Raw genomic sequence first — 25972 nt, 5'->3', positions numbered from 1 at the left:
AGCAAGAGAGAAGAACATTGCTCGAAGCAACGTCATTTGACGCCATCCGGATCGGCCTCGCGACCGCCGAGGACATCCGTCAGTGGTCGTACGGCGAGGTCAAGAAGCCGGAGACCATCAACTACCGCACCCTGAAGCCCGAGAAGGACGGTCTGTTCGGTGAGCAGATCTTCGGTCCGTCCCGCGACTGGGAGTGCGCCTGCGGCAAGTACAAGCGTGTCCGCTTCAAGGGCATCGTCTGCGAGCGCTGCGGCGTCGAGGTCACCAAGTCCTCGGTCCGTCGTGAGCGCATGGGCCACATCGAGCTCGCCGCACCCGTCACGCACATCTGGTACTTCAAGGGCGTCCCGTCGCGCCTCGGGTACCTCCTCGACATGGCGCCGAAGGACCTCGAGAAGGTCATCTACTTCGCGGCGTACATGATCATCGACATCGATGAAGAGGGCCGTCACGCCGACATGCCCGGTCTCGAGAACGAGATGCGCCTCGAGATCAAGAACCTCGAGGGTCAGCGCGACTCGATCATCGCCGACCGTCTCAAGAAGCTCGAGGACGACCTCGCAGCGCTCGAGGAAGAGGGCGCCAAGGCCGACGTGAAGCGCCGGACCAAGGACACCGCCGAGAAGGAGATGTCCCAGGTCCGCAAGTCCTTCGACGAGGACATCACCCGCCTCGAGCGCGTGTGGGAGGACTTCCGCAACCTCAAGGTCGGCGACCTCAAGCCCGAGGACGCCGTGTTCCACGAGCTGCAGGACCGCTTCGGGATCTACTTCGACGCCTACATGGGCGCCGAGGCGATCAAGCTGCGTCTCGAGGCCTTCGACCTGGCCGCCGAGGCCGAGGCGCTGCGCCTGCAGATCGCCGAGGGCAAGGGCCAGAAGAAGATCCGCGCGATCAAGCGTCTGCGCGTCGTCAGCTCCTTCCTCGCCACCGGCAACTCGCCGGCCGCGATGGTGCTCGACGTCGTGCCGGTCATCCCGCCGGAGCTCCGCCCGATGGTGCAGCTCGACGGTGGCCGCTTCGCCACGTCGGACCTCAACGACCTCTACCGTCGTGTGATCAACCGCAACAACCGTCTCCGCCGCCTGCTCGACCTCGGTGCCCCCGAGATCATCGTGAACAACGAGAAGCGCATGCTGCAGGAAGCGGTCGACGCGCTGTTCGACAACGGTCGCCGTGGTCGTCCGGTCACGGGCACCGGCAACCGCGCCCTGAAGTCCCTGAGCGACATGCTCAAGGGAAAGCAGGGTCGCTTCCGCCAGAACCTGCTCGGCAAGCGAGTCGACTACTCGGGCCGTTCGGTCATCATCGTCGGCCCGCAGCTCAAGCTGCACCAGTGCGGTCTGCCGAAGCAGATGGCGCTCGAGCTGTTCAAGCCGTTCGTCATCAAGCGCCTCATCGACCTGTCGCACGCGCAGAACATCAAGTCGGCCAAGCGCATGGTCGAGCGGTCGCGTCCGCAGGTGTGGGACGTGCTCGAGGAGATCATCCGCGAGCGCCCCGTCCTGCTGAACCGCGCACCGACGCTGCACCGTCTGGGCATCCAGGCGTTCGAGCCGCAGCTCGTCGAGGGCAAGGCCATCCAGCTCCACCCGCTCGTGTGTGCTGCGTTCAACGCGGACTTCGACGGTGACCAGATGGCCGTGCACCTGCCGCTGTCGGTCGAGGCCCAGGCCGAGGCCCGCATCCTGATGCTCGCCTCGAACAACATCCTCAAGCCGTCGGACGGCCGTCCGGTGACCCTGCCCGCACAGGACATGATCATCGGTCTGCACCACCTGACGACCGTCCGCGAGGGCGCCGTCGGTGAGGGCCGTTCGTTCTCCTCGGTCGCCGAGGCGATCATGGCGAAGGACCAGGGCACGCTGCACCTGAACGCGATGGTGAAGATCCGCATGTCGGGTGTCCACTTCGCCGAGGGCGAGGCACCGGAGGGTTACGAGGTCGGTCAGTCGATCCTCCTCGAGACCACCCTGGGCCGTGCGCTCTTCAACGAGACCCTGCCGGCGGACTACCCGTTCGTGCAGCGCGTCACCGACAAGGGCACGCTCTCCGCGATCGTCAACGACCTCGCCGAGCGCTACTCCAAGACCGAGACGGCCGCTGCGCTGGACCGGATCAAGGACGCGGGCTTCTACTGGGGCACCCGCTCCGGTGTGACCGTGGCGCTGTCGGACGTCGTGACGCCTCCTCGCAAGAAGGAGATCATCGCGGGCTACGAGGTCCAGGCCGCCAAGGTCCAGGGCGAGTTCGACAAGGGCCTGATCACCGATGCGGAGCGCCGCGCCGACCTGATCAAGATCTGGACCGAGGCCACGAACGAGATCGCGCAGGAGATGCGCGACAACTTCCCGGTCGACAACACCATCAACCGCATGGTGTCGTCCGGTGCTCGTGGTAACTGGCTGCAGGTGCGCAACATCGCCGGTATGCGCGGTCTGGTGAACAACCCGAAGGGTGAGATCATCGCCCGCCCGATCATCAACTCGTACCGCGAGGGCCTGACCGTGGCGGAGTACTTCATCGCCACGCACGGTGCGCGCAAGGGTCTGGCGGACACGGCTCTCCGTACCGCCGACTCGGGCTACCTGACCCGTCGTCTCGTCGACGTGTCGCAGGACGTCATCATCCGTGAGGACGACTGCGGCACGACCCGTGGTCTCGAGCTGCCGATCGCGACCGTGGGTGCCGACGGCGCCCTCGTCCGCGACCCGCGCGTCGAGAACACCGTGTACTCGCGCACCCTGGCCACCGAGGCCGTGGACGCGAAGGGCACGGTCGTCGCCGAGGCCGGTTCGGACGTCGGTGACGTCCTGCTGGACACGCTGCTCGAGGCAGGTGTCGAGAGCATCAAGGTGCGCTCGGTCCTGACCTGCGAGTCGGCCGTCGGTGTCTGCGCGAAGTGCTACGGCCGTTCGCTCGCCACGGGCAACCTCGTCGACATCGGCGAGGCGGTCGGCATCATCGCCGCCCAGTCCATCGGTGAGCCCGGTACCCAGCTGACGATGCGTACCTTCCACACGGGTGGTTCGGCCTCGGCCGACGACATCACGCAGGGTCTGCCCCGCGTGACGGAGCTCTTCGAGGCCCGCACCCCGAAGGGTGCGTCCCCGATCGCCGAGGCCCCCGGCCGCGTCACGATCGAGGACACGGACAAGGGTCGTCGGATCATCCTCACGCCGGACAACGGCGACGAGCCGTTCATCTACCCGGTGCTCAAGCGTGCGACCCTCCTCATCGAGGACGGCCAGCACGTCGAGCTCGGCGAGCAGTTCATCGCCGGCACGGTGGACCCGAAGGAGGTCCTCCGGGTCAAGGGTGTGCGCGAGGTCCAGAAGCACCTCGTCAACGGTGTGCAGGACGTGTACGGCTCGCAGGGCGTGCCGATCCACGACAAGCACATCGAGGTCATCGTCCGTCAGATGCTCCGCAAGGTCACCGTCGTCGACCACGGCGACACCGACCTGCTGCCGGGTGAGCTCGTCGACCGGTCGCGCTACAACGCGCTGAACCGTGCGGCGCTGCAGGAGGGTCGCAAGACCGCCTCGGCTCGCCAGGAGGTCATGGGCATCACGAAGGCGTCCCTCGCGACCGAGTCGTGGCTGTCCGCTGCGTCCTTCCAGGAGACCACCCGCGTCCTCACGCAGGCGGCCATGGAGGGCAAGCAGGACCACCTCGTCGGCCTCAAGGAGAACGTCATCATCGGTAAGCTCATCCCCGCCGGGACGGGCCTCAGCCGGTACCGCGACGTGGACGTCGCCGCGACCGAGGAAGCGAAGGCAGAGCGGTACCCCAACCGCATCTTCGCCGACGACTCCTCGTTCTCGGACGCGGACCTGAGCTTCGTCGACTTCGACAGCTTCTCGTCCGACGACTTCACGCCCGGCACCTACAACTGAGCCTGAGCTGACGTCGGAAGGCCCCCGCATCCTCGGATGCGGGGGCCTTCCTCGTTGCCGGAGCGGTGTCGGACGGGAGGCACGGTGCGAGCCCGTACCGCGCCTCCCGTCCGGCGGGTGGCCGCGTCTCAGGCGGTGCGGCCCTTCTCGTCGACCAGCGAGTACAGGCTGAGGACGTTGCCGTCGGGGTCGCGCACGTCGAACCAGTCGACGGCTCCGTCGACGCACTCGACCGGGCCGACGTCGATGCCGAGGGACCCGATCCGCGCGTGCTGCGCGCGGACGTCGTCGACACCGAACCGGACGGTCGCCGGGTGCTCCTCGGCGTCCGCGGCCAGGTACAGCTGGAGCCAGATGCCGCCGATCTCGTACTCGACGACGCCGTCCTCGGGCTCGAGGTCGGGGTCGGTGCGCTGGAACACCGCGCCGTACCAGAGGCAGGACGCCTCGATGTCGGTGACGGGCAGGCCCACGGTCACGCTCGTGATGTCCATGACTCATCATGTCCCGGCCGGTGGGCGCACGTCGAGGGTCTCCTCGTCGCGGGACCTGCGGACCGCCGTTCCTGCACAGGGCCGCAGGCAGGTCGACCTGTGCACCGGATGCCGCTCGCGTCCGTGCGCGCACCGCCTCGGGTCGCAGCATCGGTGCATGACGAACGCGCTGCGGGCCCCTCGGCACCCCTCGGTACCCGTCGGTACCCCTGCACTGGGGCCACCCGGCACCCCGTCGCCCCCTCGTTGTGGGACTGCGGGGGCCGTGCCGGGCGGCCGTAGCGTGGACGGGCGCCGCGCCGCTGCGGTGCGTTCCCCACGACCCGGTCTCGACCCGAAGGAGGCTCCGGGACACATGGCCACGCTGTCCGAGATCCTCATCCTCAACGGCGCACTGCCGATCGAACACCTCGACGCCATGACGGGCGACGAGGAGATCGACGAGCGCGCGATCCGCACCCTTGTCGACCAGGGTGTCGTGAGCGAGGCGCAGTACATCACCGCCCGTGCGGCGTCGAACAACTCGCGCACCGTGCCGCTGACGGACTACCCGGTGGACGGCACCGCGGTCTCGATGCTGCCGGCCGCGCTGTGCCGCCGGCACGGCGTGCTCGGCATCGGGTTCGAGGGGGAGACGCTCGTCCTGGCGATGGTCAACCCGACCAACGTGCTCGCGATCGACGACGCCCGTGCCGCCTCCGGCCGGACCGTCAAGCCGTTGCAGGTCGACGAGCGGGACCTGCAGGCAGCGCTCGACCGGTACCTCCGGGCGGACGACGAGCTGAACGACCTGACCTCGTCCCTCGAGGAAGAGGCATCGACCCAGGCGAAGCAGCACGTCGACCTGACCGACGGGGCGCTCGACGACGTCCCGATCGTCCGCTTCGTCAACCTGCTCGTGTCCCAGGCGATCCAGGACCACGCCTCCGACATCCACATCGAGCCCGGCGAGCACGAGGTCCGCGTGCGGTACCGCATCGACGGCGTGCTGCACGAGATGGCACCGGCGCCGAAGAACATCCAGAACGGCGTCATCAGCCGCCTCAAGATCATGAGCGACATCGACATCGCCGAGCGCCGGAAGCCCCAGGACGGCCGCATGTCGGTCCGCCACGGCGGGCGCCAGATCGACCTCCGCGTCGCGACGCTGCCCACCGTGTGGGGCGAGAAGGTCGTCATGCGGATCCTCGACAACACGAACACGTCGATGTCCCTGAAGGACCTCAACCTGCTCGAGCAGAACTTCCGGGCGTACCAGCGGTCCTACTCGAAGCCGTACGGCATGATCCTGGTCACCGGACCGACCGGCTCGGGCAAGTCGACGACGCTGTACACGACGCTGAACGCGGTCGCGAAGCCCGAGATCAACGTCATCACCGTCGAGGACCCGGTCGAGTACCGCATGGCCGGCATCAACCAGGTGCAGGTCAACCCGAAGGCGGGTCTGACGTTCGCGTCCGCGCTCCGGTCGATCCTCCGCTCCGACCCCGACGTCGTGCTGCTCGGTGAGATCCGCGACCACGAGACCGCGCAGATCGCCATCGAGGCGTCGCTCACCGGTCACCTCGTGCTCTCCACCCTGCACACGAACGACGCCCCGTCGGCCGTGACCCGTCTCACCGAGATGGACATCGAACCGTTCCTGGTCGGCTCCGCACTCGACTCCGTCGTCGCGCAGCGTCTGGCCCGACGGCTCTGCGACCGGTGCAAGGCCCCCGCGGTCTACGAGGCCGAGCAGCTGCACGCGCTCGGGTTCCTCGACCGTCCGGACGCAGCCGTGCCGGAGTTCTTCGCACCGATCGGCTGCGCCGTCTGCTCGAACACCGGGTACCGCGGCCGCATCGCCCTGCACGAGGTCATGACCGTCACCGAGGAGATCGAGCGTCTCGCCGTCGCGCGTGCGTCGAGCGCCGAGATCAGCCGGGTCGCCCAGCAGCAGGGCATGCTCACGCTGCGACAGGACGGGTGGGAGAAGGTCAAGCTCGGCATGACGAGCGTCGACGAGATCCTGCGCGTGGTCGCGTAGGGCGGGAGCACGAGACGATGAACGAATCGGTGTACGACATCGAGGCCGGCGACGACCCCGTCGCCGGCTGGCACCCCGGACAGCCGGGCAACGAGGTCGGCGGGCGTCGGGCCGCGCGGCTCGCGGCGGCGGCAGCGGCTGCGGCCGCCGCGTCGGCGCCGGAGGTCGACCGGCCCGTGGTGCCGACGTCGAGCAACGCGGTCTACGACCTGTCGGCCGAGCCGGTGTGGGGCGACCCCTCCGGCACCGGCAGCGCGGGCGCGTGGGCGAACGGTCCGGGCTCCGACGGCGCCCCCGCGTGGAGTGGCACCGGGTCCTGGCCGCCGCCCGCCGGAGCCCCGGTCGCCGTGCCGGTCGCGCAGCCGCAGGCCGCACCCGCCACGCCACCCGCCGCCGTGCCGCCGTCGACCGCCGCGTACGGCTACGCCGACGTCGTGACCGAGCACCTGCCGGCGGCGCCCGCGGCCCCGACCACGGTCCTCCGGTCCGTCGCTCCGGCAGCCGGCGGCACCCACCCCGAGATCGGCTTCACGCGACACGCTCGCGAGGTCGCGGACGCCGACCTCATCACCGCGCTCGCCCAGGTCGTGTACCAGGGGGCCTCCGACCTGCACGTCACCGCGGACGCCCCGCCGACCGTGCGCGTCGACGGCTCCCTGCGACCCGCCGTGCCCGGAGGACCGTGGGCCCGGAACAAGGTGATCGCCGCACTGAAGACGCTGCTCAGCCCCGAGCAGGCCGGGCAGTTCGACCACGAGCAGGAACTCGACTTCGCCTACTCCCTGTCGCCGGAGTTCCGCTTCCGCGTGAACTACTACCAGCAGCGGGGCAACTGGGGCGCAGCGTTCCGCATCATCCCCACGAAGATCAAGTCGCTCAAGCAGCTCGGCATCCCGGCGCACGTCGGCGAGTTCGCCAAGCTGCCCCGCGGACTCGTCCTCGTCACGGGGCCGACCGGGTCCGGCAAGTCGACGACCCTCGCGGCGCTCATCGACCTGGTCAACGAGACCCGTGCCGACCACATCGTGACGGTCGAGGACCCGATCGAGTTCATGCACGAGCACAAGAAGGCGATCATCAACCAGCGCGAGGTCGGTGCCGACACGCACTCCTTCGCGGCCGCCCTCAAGCACGTGCTGCGGCAGGACCCCGACGTCATTCTGATCGGCGAGCTCCGCGACCTCGAGACCATCTCCGTCGCACTGACCGCGGCCGAGACCGGACACCTCGTCTTCGCCACGCTCCACACGCAGAGCGCCCCCGGCACCATCGACCGCGTCATCGACGTGTTCCCGCCGCACCAGCAGGGGCAGATCCGGACGCAGCTCGCCGCCACGCTCGAGGGCGTCGTGTGCCAGACCCTCGTGCCGAAGGCCAACGGGGCCGGCCGCGTCGTCGCCACCGAGATCATGAAGACCACGCCGGCGATCGCGAACCTGGTGCGCGAGGGCAAGACCTACCAGATCACCTCCGCCATGCAGGCCGGCCGCGACGCAGGCATGCACACGATGGACCAGGACCTCGCGGAACTCGTCAACGTCGGCACCGTCACCCGCGCCGCGGCGATGGAGAAGGTGCACGACGAGGACGGCTTCGACCGGCTCGTGCAGCGCGTCGAGTCGCCGTCCGACTCGTCCGCCGCGGCCATCGCCGCGTCGGAGATCGACTTCGGCGACAAGTACTCGGGAGGCCACTGATGTCGCTCGCCTTCGACTACCGGGGCCGTGACGGTGCCGGCAAGCTCGTCAAGGGCCGGCTCGACGCTGCGTCCGAGGGTGCGGTCGTGCAGCGGCTCCGCACGATGGGCGTCTCGCCCATCGCGATCACCGAGGCGAAGCCCGGCACCGGGCTGCAGACGGAGATCAAGATCCCGGGGTTCGAGAAGGGCGTCGGGCTCAAGGACCTCGCGATCATGTCGCGGCAGGCCTCGACCATGCTGTCGTCGGGGCTCTCGCTGCTCCGCGCGCTGACGATCCTCGCCGACCAGACGGACAACAAGAAGCTGCAGGACATCCTCGGGAAGGTCCGCGACGACGTCGAGCGCGGTGTGTCGTTCTCGGATGCCGTGGCGAAGTACCCGGTCGACTTCCCGCCGATCATGGTCAACATGATCCGGGCGGGGGAGACGGGCGGCTTCCTCGACCAGGCGATGGACTCGATCGCGACGAACTTCGAGAAGGAGCACAAGCTCCGGTCGACGATCAGGTCGGCCATGACCTACCCCGTGGTCGTCCTGGTCATGTCGCTGCTCGCGGTGGCGATCATGCTCATCTTCATCGTGCCGATCTTCCGGGACATGTTCGCGTCACTCGGCGGCCAGCTCCCGCTGCCGACGATGGTGCTCGTCTGGCTCTCGCACGCCATGGTCTACATCGGTCCGGTGCTCGCCGTGCTCCTGGTCGTCGGGTGGCTCTGGTGGCGGGCGAACAAGAACACCGACCGGGTCCGCGGGCTCGTCGACCCGCTGAAGCTCCGGATGCCGGTGTTCGGGCAGCTCGCGCGGAAGATCGTGATGGCACGGTTCTCGCGGAACCTGTCGAACATGATCGGCGCGGGCGTACCGATCCTCGAAGCCCTGCAGATCGCCGGCAAGGTGTCGAACAACATCGTCGTCGAACGAGCTTTGCACCGGGTTTCCGAAGCGGTGCGGAAAGGCGAGTCCATCGCCGCACCACTCGAACGCGAAACGGTGTTCCCGGCAATGGTCGCGCAGATGATCGCCGTCGGCGAGGACGCCGGTTCCATGGAATTGATGCTGGAACGCATCGCGGTGTTCTACGACAATGAAGTAGAAGCGTCGACCGAAGCATTGACGTCGCTCATCGAGCCGCTGCTGATCGGGTTCCTCGGTGTGGTGGTGGGCGGCATGATCGTCGCGCTGTACCTGCCGATCTTCCAGATCTCCTCGCTCGTCAAGTGACTCGACGACCGGCGTCCCTCGTTCCGGGGGCCGTCAGGTGATCCGCACCCCCGGTACTGGGGGCATTTCGTAGCAGAGATCACCCCCGTTCTCGGGATTATGCCTCCAAAGCGCCCTGAATACGCTTGCCAGCGGCGGCGGAGCAGTCTGCGGCACATCCCCCAACGCATTTCCCAGAAGAATGGAAAACACCATGTACTTCGCTCTCATGGGCAAGCTCGACGCTCGCCGCAAGGGCCTCCTCGAGGACAAGGAGAAGGGCTTCACGCTCATCGAGCTCCTGGTCGTCGTCATCATCATCGGCATCCTCGCCGCGATCGCGATCCCGGTGTACCTGGGCATCACGAACAACGCGAAGGACAGCTCGGCGAAGTCCGACCTGACCAACTGGAAGACGGCGGTCATCTCCATCCAGTCGAACAACGGCGCGCTGCCCGCGAGCGTTGGGCCCATCACGCACGCCGCGAACGGTGGTGCGGCGACCCCGGCGATCTCGGACGCACTGAAGAGCGCCGGTGCCGGCTTCAGCGACAACACCAAGAGCCTCACCTACACCCTCTCCGGTGATAGCAAGAGCTTCTGCATCGCGGCCACGAGCACGGCTGACAACACCTTCCACATCACCGACGCCGGCGGCGTCGTCAGTGGCGCTTGCTGATCAGCTGAGCCGGAGACGGGTCGTGACACGCGTCATGGCCCGTCTCGTTACACACCCACCGCGAACGAGAGGCTGAGCATGCTGCTGCGCATCGTCGACCGCCTCCGAGCGGCCCGGGAGTCCGACGAGGGCTTCTCGATCATCGAGGTCATGGTCGCCATGACGATCTTCGCGATGATCGCCGCGGGCGTCGCCGCCGGCATCGTCTCCACGCTCTACCTGACGCAGGACAACCGCTCCCGCGAGGCTGCCCTCAACCTCGCGAACCAGGCGCTCGACGCCGCGCGCAGCACGAAGGACGTCTTCACCCTCGATGACGAGACCGTGCCGGCGACCGTCGGGAACCAGGACTTCACGGTCAAGCAGACGACCAACTGGATCAACTCGGACGGGTCCGACAACACCTGCGGTGCCGGTTCGGGCGTACTCGCCTACAAGCGTGTCTCCATCAGCGTCTCCTGGACAAGCGGCACCTCGCCCCGCCAGAAGAACGTGGTGCTCGACACGCTCATCTCGCCGTCGTCCGCCGTCACCAGCGCAACGGCGTCGACGATCGTCATCGGTGTCAAGACGGCAACCGGCGGCCCGAACCAGGGCGTGGCGGTGGCGTTCACGCCCCGCTCCGGCGGTGCGAGCGCCATCGCCAGACCGCCCGCCGCGACCGACGCGAACGGGTGCACCTACGCCGTCGGTGTGACCCCTGGGACGTACCGGGTCACGATCACCAAGGCCGGAAACATCGACCCCGACGGTACCGCGGCGCCCTACGCCGACGTCACGACCGCTGCGGGCGGCGTCGGCAACAAGACGTTCCAGTTCGACCGCGGACTCACGGTGACGGCGGGCGGTCCGCTCAACCTGAAGGACGGCGTCAGCGCGAAGCTGCCCACGGCCCTCCCGATGACCTACCGCTACGACGACCAGGTGAAGACGGTCTCCACGGTGACGACGACGCTCTTCCCGTACCAGTGGAAGGCCGTCGCGGGCGCGTTCTCGGACACCTGCACGAACGTCGATCCGTCGGCCTGGCCGACCGCGAACGGCTTCGCGACCTCACCGAACATCTTCAACGCCGCGGACGGCGTCACTCCCGGCTTCAACCCGACGACTGACAGTACGGTCACGGCCCGAGCGCCGATGGGCATCGTCGACGTCACGACCAGTGGACTCGACACGGTCCTGGTCGCCAAGGTGAAGAACACCAGCGCCGTTCCGAACGGCGACCCCGGCTGTCAGGCCACGACCTACGTGTTCACCGGGTTGTCGTCGCTCCGACCGACGACGATCGCCCTGCCGTTCGGCACGTGGTCGCTCGCCGGCACGACGGCGGTCGGCAACCTCCTCGCGTCGGGATCGGTCAAGATCGCTGCCAACCCGGACGCACTGAACCTCAAGACGACGACGAGCGGCAACGTCGTCACCCTCGACCCGCGAACGGTCGTCGCCCCGTGAGCGTGGTGCTCCGGCGACTCGCGGACCGTCTCCGCACGGAGGAGCGCGGGCTGTCCCTCGTGGAACTCCTCGTGGCGATGACGCTCGGATTGCTCGTCCTGACGATCGCGGGCTCGTTCCTCGTCTCCTCGCAGAAGGCCGCGGTGACCGCTACGTCGACGAGTGCGAACACGCGAGCCGCCTCGGTGGCGATGAACGAGATGGGGCGCATGCTCCGGGCCGCGACGGACAACCCGGTGCCCACGGGTGACGACTCGCAGTTCGCGTTCCAGTACGCGAGCGCGACGTCGCTGCGCTTCTTCGCGTACGTCAACCTCGACTCGACCCTGTCGCAGCCCGTCGAGGTGCAGCTCACGCTCGATCCGGCGACGAAGCGGATCACCGAGACCACCTGGAAGGGCCAGGCCGTCGCCAACAACACGTCGTACTTCGCGTTTCCGCTCGGTTCCGGCCCGACGCTCGCAGCGACACCGACCACACAGCGAACCCTCGTGTCGTCCGCCGTCAATGCGACCGCCTTCAGCTACCGGAAGACCGACGGCAGTCCGCTGACCATCACGGGCTCCGCCCTCGCACCCACCGACTTGCCGAACATCCGTGCCGTCACGATGGCCGTGACCGTCGGCTCGAGCAGTGCGGACCCGAACGCCGTCACGCTGTCGAGCACGGCCAGCTTGCCGAACATCGTCATGGGAGCGTCGTCGTGATCCGGATCCTGCGCGCGATCCGCGCCCGCGACGACGAGCGGGGGATCGCCCTCGTCGCCGTCGTCGGCATCGGCGCCGTCGTCATGCTGCTCGTCGCGACGATGGTCGCGGTCGCCACCTCAGGGGCGCGGGTCACGGCCTCGGACCGGTCGTGGAACCGGGCGATCGCGGCTGCGTACGCGGGGGTCGCCGACTACCAGTCCCGTCTCAACGCTGACAACACCTACGGGAACTACGGGCAGCCGCGGGCGCCGTTCAGCCTGGCCACGGGCAGCCTGTTCCCGAAGGGCGACGGCGGCAACCCGGCGTTCGGGTACCGCGCTTCCGACCCCTGGGTGACAGTCCCGACGGGGGACGGCACCGCGGGCGACTCATCGTTCCGGTACGCGGTGGACAACAGCAAGCTGTCGGCGCAGGGCGTGATCCGCGTCCAGTCGACCGGCCGGTCCGGCTCGACGACCCGCACCGTCGTCGCGAACGTCCGGCCCGATGGCTTCTCGAACTACCTGTACTTCACGAACTACGAGTCGGGCGACCCGACCGTCACGAACGAGACCATCTCGACCACCAGCTCAACGCTGTGCACGTCGGCGTACCGGCCGGCGGCGACGTCGCGGACCTGCCAGCAGATCCAGTTCGGGTCGAGCGACGTCTTGCGTGGCCCGGTGCGGTCGAACGACCAGATCAAGGTCTGCGGTGCGTCGTTCAAGAGCTCCGTGCAGAGCGTGTTCGGCATCACGAGCAGCGGCAGCGGATGCTCCGCCGGCCAGTACGACGTCACGCCGAAGACGTCCTCGACGCTGACGCCACCCGCGACGATCGGTGACCTGCGCGACTTCACGCGCACGGACCTGCCTCTCACCCGCGACACCGTCGAGGGCCCTGGGTGCCTGTACACCGGCCCGACGAAGATCGTCTTCAACGGCAACGGCACCATGACGGTGCGCTCGCCGCTGACGATCAAGACGCAGGTACAGGGGGAGACAGCCACGGCTGGCGCGCAGCTCGTGAGCGGCGACGCCGTCGCGATGTGCGGGGACGTGAGCGCGCTCCGGAGCAGCCGGGGCGCGACGATCCCGGTCCCGAAGAACAACATCGTCTACGTCCAGAACGAACCGGCCACCCGCGCCGGACAGCAGAAGGACCCGAACTCGTGGAGTGAGTCCGAGGCGACGAAGACGACCGCCACCGCCTGCTCGGCGCTCAAGCCCAGCGTCGGATCGAGGAGCGCCACGAGCTTCAAGCAGAACGGCGTCGGGTACCCGTTCATCGGGAACACGGTGAGCAGCTCGGAAGCAGATCCCACCGCCGGCCTCGGCCAGGGGGTCTCGGAGCCGTACGGGTGCGACCGTGGCGACGCGTTTGTCGAAGGTACCGTCGACAAGGCCGTCACCATTGCGGCCGAGAACTACCTCTACGTCACCGGCGACATCACCTACTCCGCGAACCGCTCTGCGTCGACCGTGCTCGGGCTGATCGGTCAGCGCGCGGTCTGGGTGTGGAACCCGATCAAGCCGGACGGCTCCACGCTCCTGACGAAGGACCGGGAGATCGACGGTGCGATCCTCTCGAACACCGGCACGTTCGTGGTGCAGAACTGGACGCGCGGTTCGACGAACGGCCGGGGCACCCTGACCGTGAACGGGTCGATCGCGCAGAACTTCCGTGGTGCCGTCGGGTTGGCGAGCGGGCAGGGGTACGACAAGGACTACCGGTTCGACCCGAGCCTGGCCACCTACACGCCGCCGAAGTTCCCGCAGCCGACGGTCACGACCTACCGAGTAGCGACACAGGTGGAGTCGAGGACTGCATACGACGCGGCCGGGACGGCGCTCCCGTGATCGCCGCGCTCCCGGTCCTGACACCGATCGTCGGCGTCCTGGGCCTCGCCCTCGGCTCGTTCCTCAACGTCGTCGTGCACCGTGTGCCCGCCGGTCGCTCCGTGGTGTCGCCTGCGTCGGCCTGCCCGCGCTGCCAGCACGCGATCCGCGGCGTCGACAACGTCCCGGTGATCTCGTGGTTCGTCCTGCGCGGACGCTGCCGTGACTGCGCGCTTCCGATCCCGGTGCGGTACCCGCTCGTCGAGGCGGCGACGGCGGTGCTGTTCGTCGTGGTCGTCCTCGGTTTCCAGCCGCGTGCGCAGGCCACGTCCGCAGAGTTGATGGGTCACGGCGTGCTCCTCCTCGCCCTCCTCTACCTGATGGCCATCAGCGTCGCGCTCGCGCTCATCGACCTGGACACACACCGGCTGCCGAACCGGATCGTGCTGCCCGCCTACCCGGTGCTCGCCGTGCTCCTGACCGGCGCGAGTGCCTTCACCGGCGACTGGGTAGCCCTCCTCCGTGGTCTCGTCGGGGCGATCGGTCTCGGCGGTGCGTATCTCGCCCTCGCCCTCGCGGTGCCGCGCGGGATGGGGCTCGGGGACGTCAAGCTCGCCGGCGTCCTGGGCCTCGTGCTGGCGTACCTCGGATGGGGACCCCTCGCTGTGGGTGCTTCCGCGGCGTTCGCGCTGGGCGGTACCTTCGGCATCGTCCTCCTCGCGGTGCGACGGGCGAGCCGATCGACCGGTATCCCGTTCGGCCCCTGGATGCTCCTCGGCGCGTGGGTGGGCGCGTTCGCGGGCGCTCCGCTCTGGGACGCCTACCTCCGACTCTCCGGTCTGCGCTGATCCGAACCGCTGATCGACCGCTCCCCGCGCCCTGGAAGGAACCACGACATGGCGAAGAACATCGTCGGCATCGACATCGGTGCCGAGACGATCCGTGCGGTCGAGGTAGCAGACGCCGCCAAGCCCCAACCGATGATCGTCCGCGTCGCCGAGGTCCCGGTGCCGGTCGACGCGACGAAGCACGGAGAAGTCCTCGAGGCGAACACCGTCGCGACCGCACTCCGCGAGCTGTGGTCGATCGGGCGGTTCCGGACGAAGGACGTCGTGCTCGGCATGGGCAACCAGCGCGTGCTCTCCCGCGACCTGACCGTCCCGAAGGTGCCGCTCGCACAGATCCGCGAGTCGCTGCCGTTCCAGGTGCAGGACATGCTGCCCGTCCCGGTCGGTGACGCGATCCTCGACTTCTACCCGATCGAGGAGGGCACGGGCGACAGCGGTCCGGTCGTACACGGCCTGCTCGTCGCGGCGATCAAGGACGCCGTGCTGGCGAACGTTCGCGCCGCCGAGCTGGCCGGGCTCCGGCCCGTCGGCGTCGACCTCATCCCGTTCGCCCTGACGCGTGTCCTGGCGCCGCGGGTGGCCGGAGCGGGCACTGTCGCCCTCGTCGACTGCGGAGGCAACACGACCTCGGTCGTGATCGCGCACGACGGTGTCCCCAAGTTCGTCCGCATCATCCCGACCGGCGGCGACGACGTGACGAAGACGATAGCCGCACGCCTCGAGATCCCGCTCGCCGAGGCCGAGGCGGTCAAGCGGCACTTCGGGCTGGTCGGCCGGGCGCTCACGCCCGACGACGCCCGCGCGGTCGGCGTCATCCGCGAGACGGTAGGCGAGCTCATGACGAGCATCCGCAACACCGTCAATTACTACGCGAACACGCGTCCGGACGACGCGGTCCGCGGCATCGTCGCCGTCGGCGGCGGGTCCGCGCTGCCGGGCTTCCGCGAGGGGCTCGGCGACGTCTCGGGTCTGCCGGTCGCGATCGGCGACCCCTTCGTCTCCGCCCGCACGGCGCGAACCATCACGCCCGAACTGCTCCGCGAACGGTCGACGTCGATCGCCGTGGCCTGGAGCCTCGCCGTGGGAGGGCGCGCAGCATGACCGAGATCCTCGACGGCACCAGCGCCGACGGCGCGACCCACGGTCGCGGCGGACGCGGCAAGGGTGCGCGCGGCCAGGGCGGCGGCCGATCGGCGACTGCCCCGACGGCAGCGGCCCGCGGCCTCGTGATCGGCGGCGCGCCCCGCGTCGACCTGCTCCCGGCAGAGGTGCACGCGAACCGCCGGCAGCGGCAGGTCGTGCGACGCGTCTGGGCCGGCGTCGTGGTCATCGCCGTCGGCGTGGCCGTCGTCGCCGGCTGGGCCACGATGGTCCGGATGACGGCGGAGCAGGAGCTCCTGTCCGCCCAGGGCGAGACGACCGCGCTCGCGCAGCAGCAGGGGCAGTTCCGGGACGTCCGTACGACGGAGTCCGAGAGCACGCTCCTCGAGGCGGCGCAGCAGGTCGGCGGTTCGACCGAGGTGGACTGGTCGGCGACGCTGCAGGCAGTCCGCGCGAAGCTGCCGGCCGGCGTGCAGATCACCGGCGTCACCGTGGACTCCGCCTCGGCCACCGAGCAGTACGCGCAGTCCGACGACCCGCTGCAGGGCCGACGGATCGCGACGCTGACATTCGACGCGACGAGCAGCGTGCTGCCGTCCGTCCCCGACTGGCTGACCGCGGTCCGCGGGGTCACCGGGTTCGTCGACGCCAACGCCAACTCGGTCACGCGGGCCGAGGACGGCGGCGGGTACTCGGTGAACATGACGATCCACCTCGACGAGCGAGCGTTCGACGGCCGGTACGCCGCCGACGCGGCGAAGGGCTGACACGATGTCCCGCACCCGACTCAACCTGATGCTCGCCGTCCTCGCGATGGTCGTCGTGGCCGTCGGCGGCTTCTTTCTAGCCGTCCAGCCGCAGCTGACGCAGACCGCGGCGGCGCGTGAGCAGCTGCAGACCGTCGAGCAGACCAACGCCACGAGTCGGACGGAACTCGCCCGGCTTCGCGAGCAGGCCGCGCAGCTGCCGGCGATGCGCGAGGAGCTGTCGGCGCTGGACGCCTCGGTGCCGGACCGGGCGGACCTGCCGGCCTTCATCGACCAGCTCAACGGCGTCGCCGCGGCCACCGGGATGACGGTCTCGTCCTTCACGGCGAGCGACGCGACGGCCTACGCGCCGGTCGCCGCAGCCCCGGCCGGTGACACGACCGCCACCTCGGAGCCGAGCAGCACCGCCACCCCCGCGCCGAGTGCGTCGCCCACCGCTCCGGAGCTCGTCACGAACCCGGCGATCACGGCGCAGAACCTCTCGATCGTGCCCGTGACGGTCGCGGTCGACGGTACGTTCGACCAGGCGCTCGCGTTCGTGAAGGGTGTGCAGTCCGGGCAGCGGCTCTTCCTCATCACGACCATCACCTCGTCGGAACAGAGCGGTGACGACGGCGCCACAACGACGAGCTCGACGTGGACCTTCGGCGGCTCCGTGTACGTGCTCGACCGTTCCACGGACGCGTCGGCAGGCTCCGCTGGCACGTCGTCGGAGCCGTCCTCAGCCGCCACCTCCAGCACCGCGACCGCGGGCTGACACCCCCGCACCACACCCCCGCGAAGTGGGTGCGGCACGCCGCGCCGCGCCCGCTTCCGCGACACCCGCCGGAGTGCGTACGATGCTCCCGACGCCGCGCTCGCGGCTGCTCACACCCCTCTCGGACGGTCGCCTCAGGACGGCCGTTCCTCGTCGTGCCCGGAGTCGCGCGTGTTGGTCGGAATCGTGGAGTTCCTCGGCTGGTTCGGTGCCGTAACCGTTCTCGCAGGTTACCTACTCTTCTCGCTGGGCAAGATCCCGAACGGGCCGCTGTACCAGTCCCTCAACCTCGTCGGTGGGCTGTCCGTCGCGATCAACGTCGCGGCCCACCACGCCGTCCCGTCGACGATCGTGAACGGTGTCTGGGCGGTCATCGCGGTGGTCGTCCTGGTCAGGATGGCTCGTGCCCGTCGCGCCGCCGGCGTCCGTGCTGCGGAACCGGAGGAGACCGTGGCGCCGCCCGTGCTGCACGCCGAGCCGCTGGCGACGACCGCCGTCCTGCCGGTCGTGGGGCCGGCGCTGCGTGACCACGAGGCGGAGGCGAGCGGTGCCGCGCCTGCCGCGCCGCGCCTCCAGGCCGGTCCGGTTCCCGAGGCGGGCACGGGTGCCCGGCGCGCGGACGCCGACGCGGCACCCACCGCGCACGGACGCTCCGATGCCGACGCGGCTCCCGCGGCGCCGATGACCGAGTCGGTCCCGGTCATCACCGCGACCATCGCACTCGCACTCGTCGCTGCTGCGCAGCAGCACGTCGACACCGTGACGCAGGAGCACACCGCCGTGCGGCACGCGGCAGACGGCACGCACGAGCACGCCGGGTCGGCGGCCCAGCGCGAGGACGCGACGCAGTAACGGCGCCGCGCACCACCCACCCAGGTGGGGCCCGCCCGGCCAGCCGACTGTGCCCCGTTCGGCCAGCCCACCCCGCTCTGCAGGCCCCGGCGGTACGATCACCCCATGTCCCGGTGGCTGATCGCGACGATGACGTCCGTCCTCTTCATCGCGCTCGTCGTCGCCGTGACGGGCTTCGAGTCCCTGCTCGCCGACGTCGAGGCGATCCCGCAGCCCGACGCCAGCCAGTACCTCGGACCCGCGATGGTCGTCGCCGCCGCGGTGGTCGTGTTCCTCGCGACCGCGGCCGGCGTCCGCGAGGGCAACCCGGGCGTCACCGGCCTCGTCGCCGCGGCGGCCACCTACCTCGTGATGCTCGCCGTCGGATCGGTCGGGTACGCCCTGACCCGCGGGGACGGCACGGAGCTCCTCGTGTTCCCGGCCGGCTCGGCCCTGAGCCCGTTCGTGGTCGGCTCCGTCGTCGTGGCGCTCCTCTGCGTCGTCGGAGGGGTCACCGTCGCGCGCCACCAGGCGCGTCAGCAGGCCGGCCAGGGTGCCGCGACGGAGGAGCGCGACCACGTCTGAGGGCCGTCCCCACGACGCCGCCCGGCGGTAGGATCCCGGAGCAGGCACGAGGCACGACGGGGGACGCATGACCGACCAGCAGCCGGACGGGTGGGCGGCCGTCCCGCACGTCGACACGCTCCGTGGGACGCAGGAGGCCCCGGTCCCCGCGGGTGCACCGACCCCCGCACGGCGGCGACGCCCCGTGCGGCGTGGCGCACTCGTCGGCATCGTCGCGGGCGGCGTCGCGGTGGTCGTGCTCGCGGTGACCGGCGTGGTCGGGTACGTGTCGCAGTCCGCGTCGCACGCGGCGGACCGCCCGGTCCGTGCCTTCCTCGACGACCTGACGGCCGGTCGCGTCGACGATGCGCTGGACGCGGCGGGCATCGATCACGACGACCAGGACGTCCTGCTCACCGACGCCGCGTACGCGAAGGCCTCCGGCCGTGTGACCGGCTACCGCATCGCCGCGACGCGGACCGACGGCGACACCGCGACGGTGCGCGCGTACCTCCGCCAGGGTGGCCGCGACGTGGCGGCCACGTTCACGCTCGACCGGGAGGGCACCGACTGGGGGGTCTTCCCGGTGTGGGCGCTCGAGGCGCCGGAGCTCGGCGAGGTGGAGCTGTCGGTCCGCGGTCCGGCGGGGACGCCGGTCGAGGTGGCGGGACAGCGGATCGCGACGTCGGAGGACGGGACCGCGCGGCTCTCCGCCCTCCCCGGCACCTACGCGGTGGCCGTGGACGGCGGCAAGTGGTTCACCGCCGAGGGTGCGTCGGCGCAGGTGTCCGGCTTCGGTGCGACCGGCTCGGCGCCGGTGGCGATGACGACGACGCTGACGTCGGCGGGCGAGCAGGCGGCAGAGCAGGCCGTGGACCGCTGGGTGGACGGGTGCATCGCGTCGACCGACGCGGCACCGGCCGGGTGCAGCTTCTACGCCTACGGCGAGGACCCCGAGTACGCCTACTCCAACCAGAAGTGGACGCTCGAGCAGCGGCCTCGGGTCACGGTCGGTGGCTGGCTCTCCCGCGGTTGGGCCGTCTCGACGACGACCTTCGGTCGCGCCACGTTCACGGCGGACATCTCCGGACCAGGAGGGGTGGGCACCGCCTCGGCCGGTCCGATGAACGTGAACGCGAGCGGGTACGTGTCCGGCTTTACGGACGAGGGTGCGACGTTCGAGTCCGCCATCGGCAACGGCGCCTCCGACACGGGGTCCTGACCGGCCGGGAGGCGCGGCGCACCGCCGTCCTCCCACCGCACCCGGCTGCGTGGCCGGTCAGGCCCCTCGCGCCCGCCTCGGCAGGAGCGGTCCGGGCCCGCGGGCCCCGCCCGCTGGCACGGTTCGCGGGCGACGCGCCCGGATTGATTTCGTCGTGTGACGCGGGTAGTCTCTACCGGGTGTGCGCCCTCGGGCGCGCCCGAAATCCCGGGTCGCGACATCCGCGCCGGGACCATCCATCCCTCGACCTCCCTCCGCCGTCAGGCGGTGATCAGCGTGGGATGAGGAAGCCGACGGAACGCGTCGGCCAGAGCACGAGCGAAGAACCAGGAGAACAGTTGCCTACCATCCAGCAGCTCGTTCGCAAGGGTCGTACGCCCAAGGTCGTCAAGACCAAGGCGCCGGCACTGAAGGCGAACCCCCAGCAGCGTGGTGTCTGCACCCGCGTCTACACCACCACCCCCAAGAAGCCGAACTCGGCCCTGCGCAAGGTCGCTCGTGTGAAGCTCTCGAACGGCACCGAGGTCACGGCCTACATCCCCGGTGAGGGCCACAACCTGCAGGAGCACTCGATGGTGCTCGTCCGCGGCGGTCGTGTGAAGGACCTCCCCGGTGTGCGCTACAAGATCATCCGCGGTGCCCTGGACACCCAGGCCGTCAAGAACCGTAAGCAGGCCCGCAGCCGCTACGGCGCGAAGAAGGGTTGAGATAGATGCCTCGTAAGGGTCCCGCCCCGAAGCGTCCCGTCGTCGCCGACCCGGTGTACGGCGCGCCGATCGTCTCGCAGCTCGTCAACAAGATCCTCCTGGACGGCAAGAAGGGCCTCGCCGAGCGCATCGTCTACGATGCACTCGAGGGCGTCTCCGCCAAGAACCAGCAGGATGCCGTCGCGACGCTGAAGAAGGCGCTCGACAACGTCCGTCCGACTCTCGAGGTCCGCAGCCGCCGCGTCGGTGGCTCGACCTACCAGGTCCCGGTCGAGGTCAAGCCGCACCGCGCGAACACCCTCGCGCTCCGCTGGCTCACCTCGTACGCCAAGGCCCGTCGCGAGAAGACGATGACCGAGCGTCTCATGAACGAGATCCTCGACGCGTCGAACGGCCTCGGTGCCGCGGTCAAGCGCCGCGAGGACACGCACAAGATGGCCGAGTCGAACAAGGCCTTCGCCCACTACCGCTGGTAGCCCCGGCTGCGGGCGGGCACCGGTCGTCATGGACGACCGGTGCCCGCCCGGCCGCCAACCTCTCCTACAACTCTTCCGGAGGAACCTGTGGCACAGGACGTGCTCACCGACCTGAACAAGGTCCGCAACATCGGCATCATGGCGCACATCGATGCCGGCAAGACCACGACGACCGAGCGCATCCTGTTCTACACGGGCATCACGCACAAGATCGGTGAGGTCCACGACGGCGCCGCCACGATGGACTGGATGGCGCAGGAGCAGGAGCGCGGCATCACGATCACGTCGGCCGCGACGACCTGCTTCTGGGACAACAACCAGATCAACATCATCGACACCCCCGGTCACGTGGACTTCACGGTCGAGGTGGAGCGTTCGCTCCGCGTCCTCGACGGTGCGGTCGCCGTCTTCGACGGTAAGGAGGGCGTCGAGCCCCAGTCCGAGACCGTGTGGCGTCAGGCGGACAAGTACAACGTCCCGCGCATCTGCTTCGTCAACAAGATGGACAAGCTCGGTGCGGACTTCTACTTCACCGTCGACACGATCATCAACCGCCTCGGTGCGGAGCCGCTCGTGCTCCAGCTCCCGATCGGTGCCGAGAACGACTTCGTCGGCGTCGTCGACCTCATCGAGATGCACGCCAAGGTCTGGCCGGGCGATGCCAAGGGTGACGTCACCATGGGCGCCCAGTACGAGGTCCAGGAGATCCCCGCGGACCTCCAGGCCCGTGCCGAGGAGTACCGCGCGAAGCTGATCGAGCGCGTCGCCGAGTCCGACGACGCCCTGCTCGAGAAGTTCTTCGACGGCCAGGAGCTCACCAACGACGAGATCCGCGCCGGCATCCGCAAGCTGACGATCGCGTCCGAGGTCTACCCGGTCCTCTGTGGTTCGGCCTTCAAGAACCGCGGTGTCCAGCCCATGCTCGACGCCGTCATCTCGTACCTCCCGTCCCCGCTCGACGTGCCGCCGATGATCGGCCACGACGTCAAGGACGAGGAGAAGGAGATCATCCGCAAGCCCGACGCCACCGAGCCGTTCTCGGCCCTGGCGTTCAAGGTCGCGGTGCACCCGTTCTTCGGTCGCCTCACCTACGTCCGCGTGTACTCCGGCTCGATCGAGTCCGGTGCCCAGGTCATCAACTCGACCAAGGGCAAGAAGGAGCGCATCGGCAAGATCTTCCAGATGCACTCCAACAAGGAGAACCCGGTCGACAACGTGACCGCGGGCCACATCTACGCGGTGATCGGCCTCAAGGACACCACCACCGGTGACACGCTCTGCGACCCGAACGACCAGGTCGTCCTCGAGTCGATGACGTTCCCGGAGCCGGTCATCGAGGTCGCGATCGAGCCGAACACGAAGGCCGACCAGGAGAAGCTCTCCACGGCCATCCAGAAGCTCGCCGAAGAGGACCCGACGTTCCGCGTCGAGCTCAACGCCGAGACCGGTCAGACGACCATCAAGGGCATGGGCGAGCTCCACCTCGACATCCTGGTCGACCGCATGAAGCGGGAGTTCAAGGTCGAGGCGAGCGTCGGCAAGCCGCAGGTCGCCTACCGCGAGACCCTGACCAAGCCGGTCGAGCGCTACGACTACACCCACAAGAAGCAGACCGGTGGTTCCGGTCAGTTCGCGAAGGTGCAGATCGCGCTCGAGCCGATGGAGGTCACGGCCGAGAAGGTCTACGAGTTCGAGAACGCCGTCACCGGTGGCCGCGTCCCGCGCGAGTACATCCCGTCGGTCGACGCCGGTATCCAGGACGCGATGCAGGTCGGCATCCTCGCCGGCTACCCGACGGTCGGCGTGAAGGCCATCCTCAAGGACGGCCAGTCGCACGACGTCGACTCGTCCGAGATGGCGTTCAAGATCGCCGGTTCGATGGCGTACAAGGAAGCTGCCCGCAAGGCCGGCCCCGTCATCCTCGAGCCGATCATGGCCGTTGAGGTCCGTACTCCGGAGGAGTACATGGGCGACGTCATCGGTGACCTGAACTCCCGTCGTGGCCAGATCGCCTCGATGGAGGATGCCTCGGGCGTCAAGGTGGTCCGCGCGAGCGTGCCGCTGTCCGAGATGTTCGGCTACGTCGGTGACCTTCGTTCGAAGACCTCCGGTCGTGCCGTCTACTCGATGACCTTCGAGACCTACGCACAGGTCCCGAAGAAGGTCGAAGAGGAGATCATCGAGAAGGGCAAGGGGAACTGACGCTCCCGAGCGTGTTCCCCACAGGCGGGGGCGCCCGGCGACGGGCCCCTCGCCACCAAGTAAAGTAATACACACACCCTGCACGCCAACGGTCACGGACCGGGGGCATGCTCTCCGAGTCCTGAGGAGGACCCACAGTGGCCAAGGCCAAGTTCGAGCGGACCAAGCCGCACGTCAACATCGGAACCATCGGTCACGTCGACCACGGCAAGACCACGCTCACGGCGGCGATCACCAAGGTTCTGCACGACCAGTACCCGGACCTCAACGAGGCCCGTGACTTCGCACAGATCGACAGCGCTCCCGAGGAGCGCGACCGCGGCATCACGATCAACATCTCGCACGTCGAGTACCAGACCGACAAGCGCCACTACGCGCACGTCGACGCTCCTGGTCACGCCGACTACGTGAAGAACATGATCACCGGTGCGGCGCAGATGGACGGCGCGATCCTCGTGGTCGCCGCCACCGACGGCCCGATGCCCCAGACGCGTGAGCACGTGCTGCTCGCCCGCCAGGTCGGCGTCCCCTACATCGTCGTCGCGCTGAACAAGTCCGACATGGTGGACGACGAGGAGATCCTGGAGCTCGTCGAGCTCGAGGTCCGCGAGCTCCTCGGCTCGCAGGAGTTCGACGAGGACGCCCCCGTCGTGCAGGTCTCGGCGCTCAAGGCGCTCGAGGGCGACGAGAAGTGGGTCAAGTCCGTCCAGGACCTGATGTCCGCCGTCGACGAGAACGTCCCGGACCCGGTGCGCGCCACCGACCAGCCGTTCCTCATGCCGATCGAGGACGTCTTCACGATCACCGGTCGTGGCACCGTCGTCACCGGTCGTGTCGAGCGTGGCACGCTGGACCTCAACTCCGAGGTCGAGATCGTCGGCATCCGCCCGACGCAGAAGACCACGGTCACGGGCATCGAGATGTTCCGCAAGCTGCTGGACAAGGCTGAGGCGGGCGACAACACCGGTCTCCTCATCCGTGGCCTCAAGCGCGAGGACGTCGAGCGCGGCCAGGTCGTCGTGAAGCCGGGTTCGGTCACGCCGCACACCGAGTTCAAGGCGAACGCGTACATCCTGACCAAGGAAGAGGGCGGTCGTCACAACCCGTTCTACGCGAACTACCGTCCGCAGTTCTACTTCCGCACCACGGACGTCACCGGCGTCATCACGCTGCCCGAGGGCACCGAGATGGTCATGCCCGGTGACACCGTCGCCATGTCGGTCGAGCTGATCCAGCCGATCGCGATGGAGGCCGGCCTCCGCTTCGCCATCCGTGAGGGTGGCCGCACGGTCGGCGCCGGTACGGTCGAGGAGATCGTCAAGTAACTCCCGGTTCTCCGGAAGACACTGCGTCAGCGGGGTCGGGCCTTCGGGTCCGGCCCCGTTTCGTCGTTCCCGAGGGCGCCCGCGAGGCTCCCACGACGGCCTGCGGGTCCGGGGCAGGCGCGACGGGGACGGTGGTGGGGACCGATCACAGGCAGCACCGGGCACCATCATCAGGGTGACTCGTCTCCGACGCTCCAGGACCAACGGTCGTGGCTACCACCGTGTCCGCAGCGGCAAGGGCTTCTCGTTCCGGGATCCGGACGGTCAGACCGTGACGGACAAGGCCGTCCGTGAGCGGCTCGAGGAGCTCGTGATCCCGCCGGCCTGGGACGACGTGTGGATCTCGCCCTACGACAACGGGCACATCCTGGCGACGGGGATCGACGGTGCCGGACGCCGGCAGTACATGTACCACCCGGGCTGGCGCGAGCGCATGGACCGGATCAAGTACGACCGCGCCCTCGCCCTCGCCGAATCGCTGCCGTCGGCACGGAGGATGGTGACGCAGGACCTCCGCAGGCCGGAGCCCGACCGTCGCCGGGCGCTGGCCGCGGCGTTCCGGATGCTCGACCAGGGCTCACTCCGCGTCGGCTCCGAGCGCTACGCCACCGAGCACGGCAGCCGCGGACTGTCGACCCTGCTCTGTGCGCACGCACACGTCTCGGGCGACGACATCGAGCTCGACTTCCCGGGCAAGAGCGGGCAGGAGTGGTCGTCCACCATCCACGACCACGACCTCGCGCGGGTGATCGCGGGCATGAAGCGACGTGGTCCGAACGCGCGCCTGTTGTCCTTCCGTGCCGAGCGCGGCGCCGAGTGGGAGCCGCTCGCCGCCGACGACATCAACGAGTACGTCAAGGAGCGCGCGGGGGACGAGTTCACCGCCAAGGACTTCCGGACCCTGCACGGCACCGTGGCGGCCGCGGTGGACCTGGCCAGGACCGGGCCGCAGTCGTCGCAGGCGAAGCGGAAGAAGGCCGTCTCGCACGCCGTCAAGGCCGCGAGCGAGGAACTCGGCAACACGCCGACGGTGTGCCGGCAGAGCTACATCGACCCGCGCCTGCTCGACGCGTACGAGCACGGCGAGACGATCGACCCGGACCGGTTGCACGCCGCCGAGTCCGAGGTCCGAGCGCTGCTCTACCGACAGTGACCCGGGGGCGTGGGAGATGACGTACGGTTGGACACCGTGCCCG

At 69.1% G+C, this 25972-nt stretch carries 21 protein-coding genes; 20 read left to right on the top strand and 1 reads right to left on the bottom strand.

Going from position 1 to position 25972, the window contains the following annotated elements; translation table 11 throughout:
- Window positions 1-17: 17 nt before the first annotated feature.
- Window positions 18-3899 (top strand): DNA-directed RNA polymerase subunit beta', encoded by a 3882-nt coding sequence (gene rpoC / locus DEJ22_RS14780; protein WP_111227380.1) that lies wholly within the window; start codon window positions 18-20, stop codon window positions 3897-3899.
- Between the two features lie 128 nt (window positions 3900-4027).
- Here the strand turns inward: rpoC and DEJ22_RS14775 are convergent, their stop codons facing one another.
- A complete protein-coding gene (locus tag DEJ22_RS14775) occupies window positions 4028-4393 on the bottom strand; it encodes a VOC family protein (protein ID WP_111227381.1) in 366 nt (121 codons plus the stop codon).
- A 355-nt stretch (window positions 4394-4748) separates the two neighbouring features.
- Between DEJ22_RS14775 and DEJ22_RS14770 the strand changes: the two genes are divergently transcribed.
- From DEJ22_RS14770 to DEJ22_RS14680, 19 genes are all read left to right on the top strand, one after another.
- Window positions 4749-6419, top strand: coding sequence for a GspE/PulE family protein (locus tag DEJ22_RS14770; protein ID WP_111227382.1), 1671 nt, complete (start codon window positions 4749-4751; stop codon window positions 6417-6419).
- Window positions 6420-6436: 17 nt separating this feature from the next.
- The gene (locus DEJ22_RS14765; RefSeq protein WP_284174738.1) at window positions 6437-8116 is read left to right on the top strand and encodes a type IV pilus twitching motility protein PilT; all 1680 of its coding nucleotides are present in this window, start codon (window positions 6437-6439) and stop codon (window positions 8114-8116) included.
- Window positions 8116-9339, top strand: a complete 1224-nt coding sequence (locus tag DEJ22_RS14760; RefSeq protein ID WP_111227383.1) for a type II secretion system F family protein — start codon at window positions 8116-8118, stop codon at window positions 9337-9339. The genes DEJ22_RS14765 and DEJ22_RS14760 overlap by 1 nt, the downstream gene beginning before the upstream one ends.
- A gap of 193 nt (window positions 9340-9532) precedes the next feature.
- The gene (locus DEJ22_RS14755; RefSeq protein ID WP_111227384.1) at window positions 9533-9997 is read left to right on the top strand and encodes a type II secretion system protein; all 465 of its coding nucleotides are present in this window, start codon (window positions 9533-9535) and stop codon (window positions 9995-9997) included.
- Between the two features lie 78 nt (window positions 9998-10075).
- On the top strand, window positions 10076-11449 hold the full coding sequence (locus DEJ22_RS14750) for a prepilin-type N-terminal cleavage/methylation domain-containing protein (RefSeq protein ID WP_111227385.1): 1374 nt from the start codon (window positions 10076-10078) through the stop codon (window positions 11447-11449).
- A complete protein-coding gene (locus DEJ22_RS14745; protein WP_181430837.1) occupies window positions 11446-12156 on the top strand; it encodes a prepilin-type N-terminal cleavage/methylation domain-containing protein in 711 nt (236 codons plus the stop codon). Before DEJ22_RS14750 ends, DEJ22_RS14745 begins: the two co-directional genes overlap by 4 nt.
- The gene (locus DEJ22_RS14740) at window positions 12153-13997 is read left to right on the top strand and encodes a hypothetical protein (protein WP_111227387.1); all 1845 of its coding nucleotides are present in this window, start codon (window positions 12153-12155) and stop codon (window positions 13995-13997) included. The genes DEJ22_RS14745 and DEJ22_RS14740 overlap by 4 nt, the downstream gene beginning before the upstream one ends.
- Window positions 13997-14824, top strand: a complete 828-nt coding sequence (locus DEJ22_RS14735; RefSeq protein WP_111227461.1) for an A24 family peptidase — start codon at window positions 13997-13999, stop codon at window positions 14822-14824. The genes DEJ22_RS14740 and DEJ22_RS14735 overlap by 1 nt, the downstream gene beginning before the upstream one ends.
- Window positions 14825-14872: 48 nt before the next feature.
- A complete protein-coding gene (pilM, locus tag DEJ22_RS14730; protein ID WP_111227388.1) occupies window positions 14873-15925 on the top strand; it encodes a type IV pilus assembly protein PilM in 1053 nt (350 codons plus the stop codon).
- Window positions 15922-16692 carry a PilN family protein gene (locus DEJ22_RS14725; RefSeq protein ID WP_111227389.1) on the top strand — a complete coding sequence of 257 codons (771 nt, stop codon included), beginning with the start codon at window positions 15922-15924 and terminating at the stop codon, window positions 16690-16692. The genes pilM and DEJ22_RS14725 overlap by 4 nt, the downstream gene beginning before the upstream one ends.
- Window positions 16693-16696: 4 nt before the next feature.
- Window positions 16697-17449: a type IV pilus inner membrane component PilO gene (locus tag DEJ22_RS14720; RefSeq protein ID WP_111227390.1), complete on the top strand. Its 753-nt coding sequence runs from the start codon at window positions 16697-16699 to the stop codon at window positions 17447-17449.
- 171 nt (window positions 17450-17620) lie between these two features.
- Entirely contained in the window at window positions 17621-18301 is a 681-nt protein-coding gene (locus DEJ22_RS14715) for a CBU_0592 family membrane protein (protein WP_111227391.1), read from the top strand.
- A 105-nt stretch (window positions 18302-18406) separates the two neighbouring features.
- On the top strand, window positions 18407-18865 hold the full coding sequence (locus DEJ22_RS14710) for a DUF6121 family protein (protein WP_111227392.1): 459 nt from the start codon (window positions 18407-18409) through the stop codon (window positions 18863-18865).
- A gap of 67 nt (window positions 18866-18932) precedes the next feature.
- Window positions 18933-20066 (top strand): hypothetical protein, encoded by a 1134-nt coding sequence (locus DEJ22_RS14705; RefSeq protein WP_111227393.1) that lies wholly within the window; start codon window positions 18933-18935, stop codon window positions 20064-20066.
- 338 nt (window positions 20067-20404) lie between these two features.
- Window positions 20405-20773: a 30S ribosomal protein S12 gene (gene rpsL / locus DEJ22_RS14700; protein ID WP_058728453.1), complete on the top strand. Its 369-nt coding sequence runs from the start codon at window positions 20405-20407 to the stop codon at window positions 20771-20773.
- A 5-nt stretch (window positions 20774-20778) separates the two neighbouring features.
- Window positions 20779-21249, top strand: a complete 471-nt coding sequence (rpsG, locus tag DEJ22_RS14695) for a 30S ribosomal protein S7 (protein WP_058728452.1) — start codon at window positions 20779-20781, stop codon at window positions 21247-21249.
- A gap of 87 nt (window positions 21250-21336) precedes the next feature.
- Complete coding sequence (fusA, locus tag DEJ22_RS14690; RefSeq protein WP_111227394.1) at window positions 21337-23451, top strand: elongation factor G; 2115 nt, start codon at window positions 21337-21339, stop codon at window positions 23449-23451.
- 137 nt (window positions 23452-23588) lie between these two features.
- Entirely contained in the window at window positions 23589-24776 is a 1188-nt protein-coding gene (gene tuf, locus DEJ22_RS14685; RefSeq protein ID WP_058728450.1) for an elongation factor Tu, read from the top strand.
- A 175-nt stretch (window positions 24777-24951) separates the two neighbouring features.
- A complete protein-coding gene (locus tag DEJ22_RS14680) occupies window positions 24952-25929 on the top strand; it encodes a DNA topoisomerase IB (protein ID WP_111227395.1) in 978 nt (325 codons plus the stop codon).
- Window positions 25930-25972: the final 43 nt, after the last annotated feature.

This window comes from Curtobacterium sp. MCSS17_007 (assembly GCF_003234175.2).
In the GTDB taxonomy this organism is placed as follows: Bacteria; Actinomycetota; Actinomycetes; order Actinomycetales; family Microbacteriaceae; genus Curtobacterium.
Note: the sequence above shows the minus strand (reverse complement) of the source record. Positions and strands in the feature narration are given on the sequence as shown.

Coding starts and splice junctions, on each gene's coding strand:
- DEJ22_RS14775 (WP_111227381.1), bottom strand. CDS start 4,393: ATGGACATCACGAGCGTGACCGTGGGCCTGCCCGTCACCGACATCGAG.
- DEJ22_RS14770 (WP_111227382.1), top strand. CDS start 4,749: ATGGCCACGCTGTCCGAGATCCTCATCCTCAACGGCGCACTGCCGATC.
- DEJ22_RS14765 (WP_284174738.1), top strand. CDS start 6,437: ATGAACGAATCGGTGTACGACATCGAGGCCGGCGACGACCCCGTCGCC.
- DEJ22_RS14760 (WP_111227383.1), top strand. CDS start 8,116: ATGTCGCTCGCCTTCGACTACCGGGGCCGTGACGGTGCCGGCAAGCTC.
- DEJ22_RS14755 (WP_111227384.1), top strand. CDS start 9,533: ATGTACTTCGCTCTCATGGGCAAGCTCGACGCTCGCCGCAAGGGCCTC.
- DEJ22_RS14750 (WP_111227385.1), top strand. CDS start 10,076: ATGCTGCTGCGCATCGTCGACCGCCTCCGAGCGGCCCGGGAGTCCGAC.
- pilM (WP_111227388.1), top strand. CDS start 14,873: ATGGCGAAGAACATCGTCGGCATCGACATCGGTGCCGAGACGATCCGT.
- DEJ22_RS14725 (WP_111227389.1), top strand. CDS start 15,922: ATGACCGAGATCCTCGACGGCACCAGCGCCGACGGCGCGACCCACGGT.
- DEJ22_RS14720 (WP_111227390.1), top strand. CDS start 16,697: ATGTCCCGCACCCGACTCAACCTGATGCTCGCCGTCCTCGCGATGGTC.
- DEJ22_RS14710 (WP_111227392.1), top strand. CDS start 18,407: ATGTCCCGGTGGCTGATCGCGACGATGACGTCCGTCCTCTTCATCGCG.
- DEJ22_RS14705 (WP_111227393.1), top strand. CDS start 18,933: ATGACCGACCAGCAGCCGGACGGGTGGGCGGCCGTCCCGCACGTCGAC.
- rpsG (WP_058728452.1), top strand. CDS start 20,779: ATGCCTCGTAAGGGTCCCGCCCCGAAGCGTCCCGTCGTCGCCGACCCG.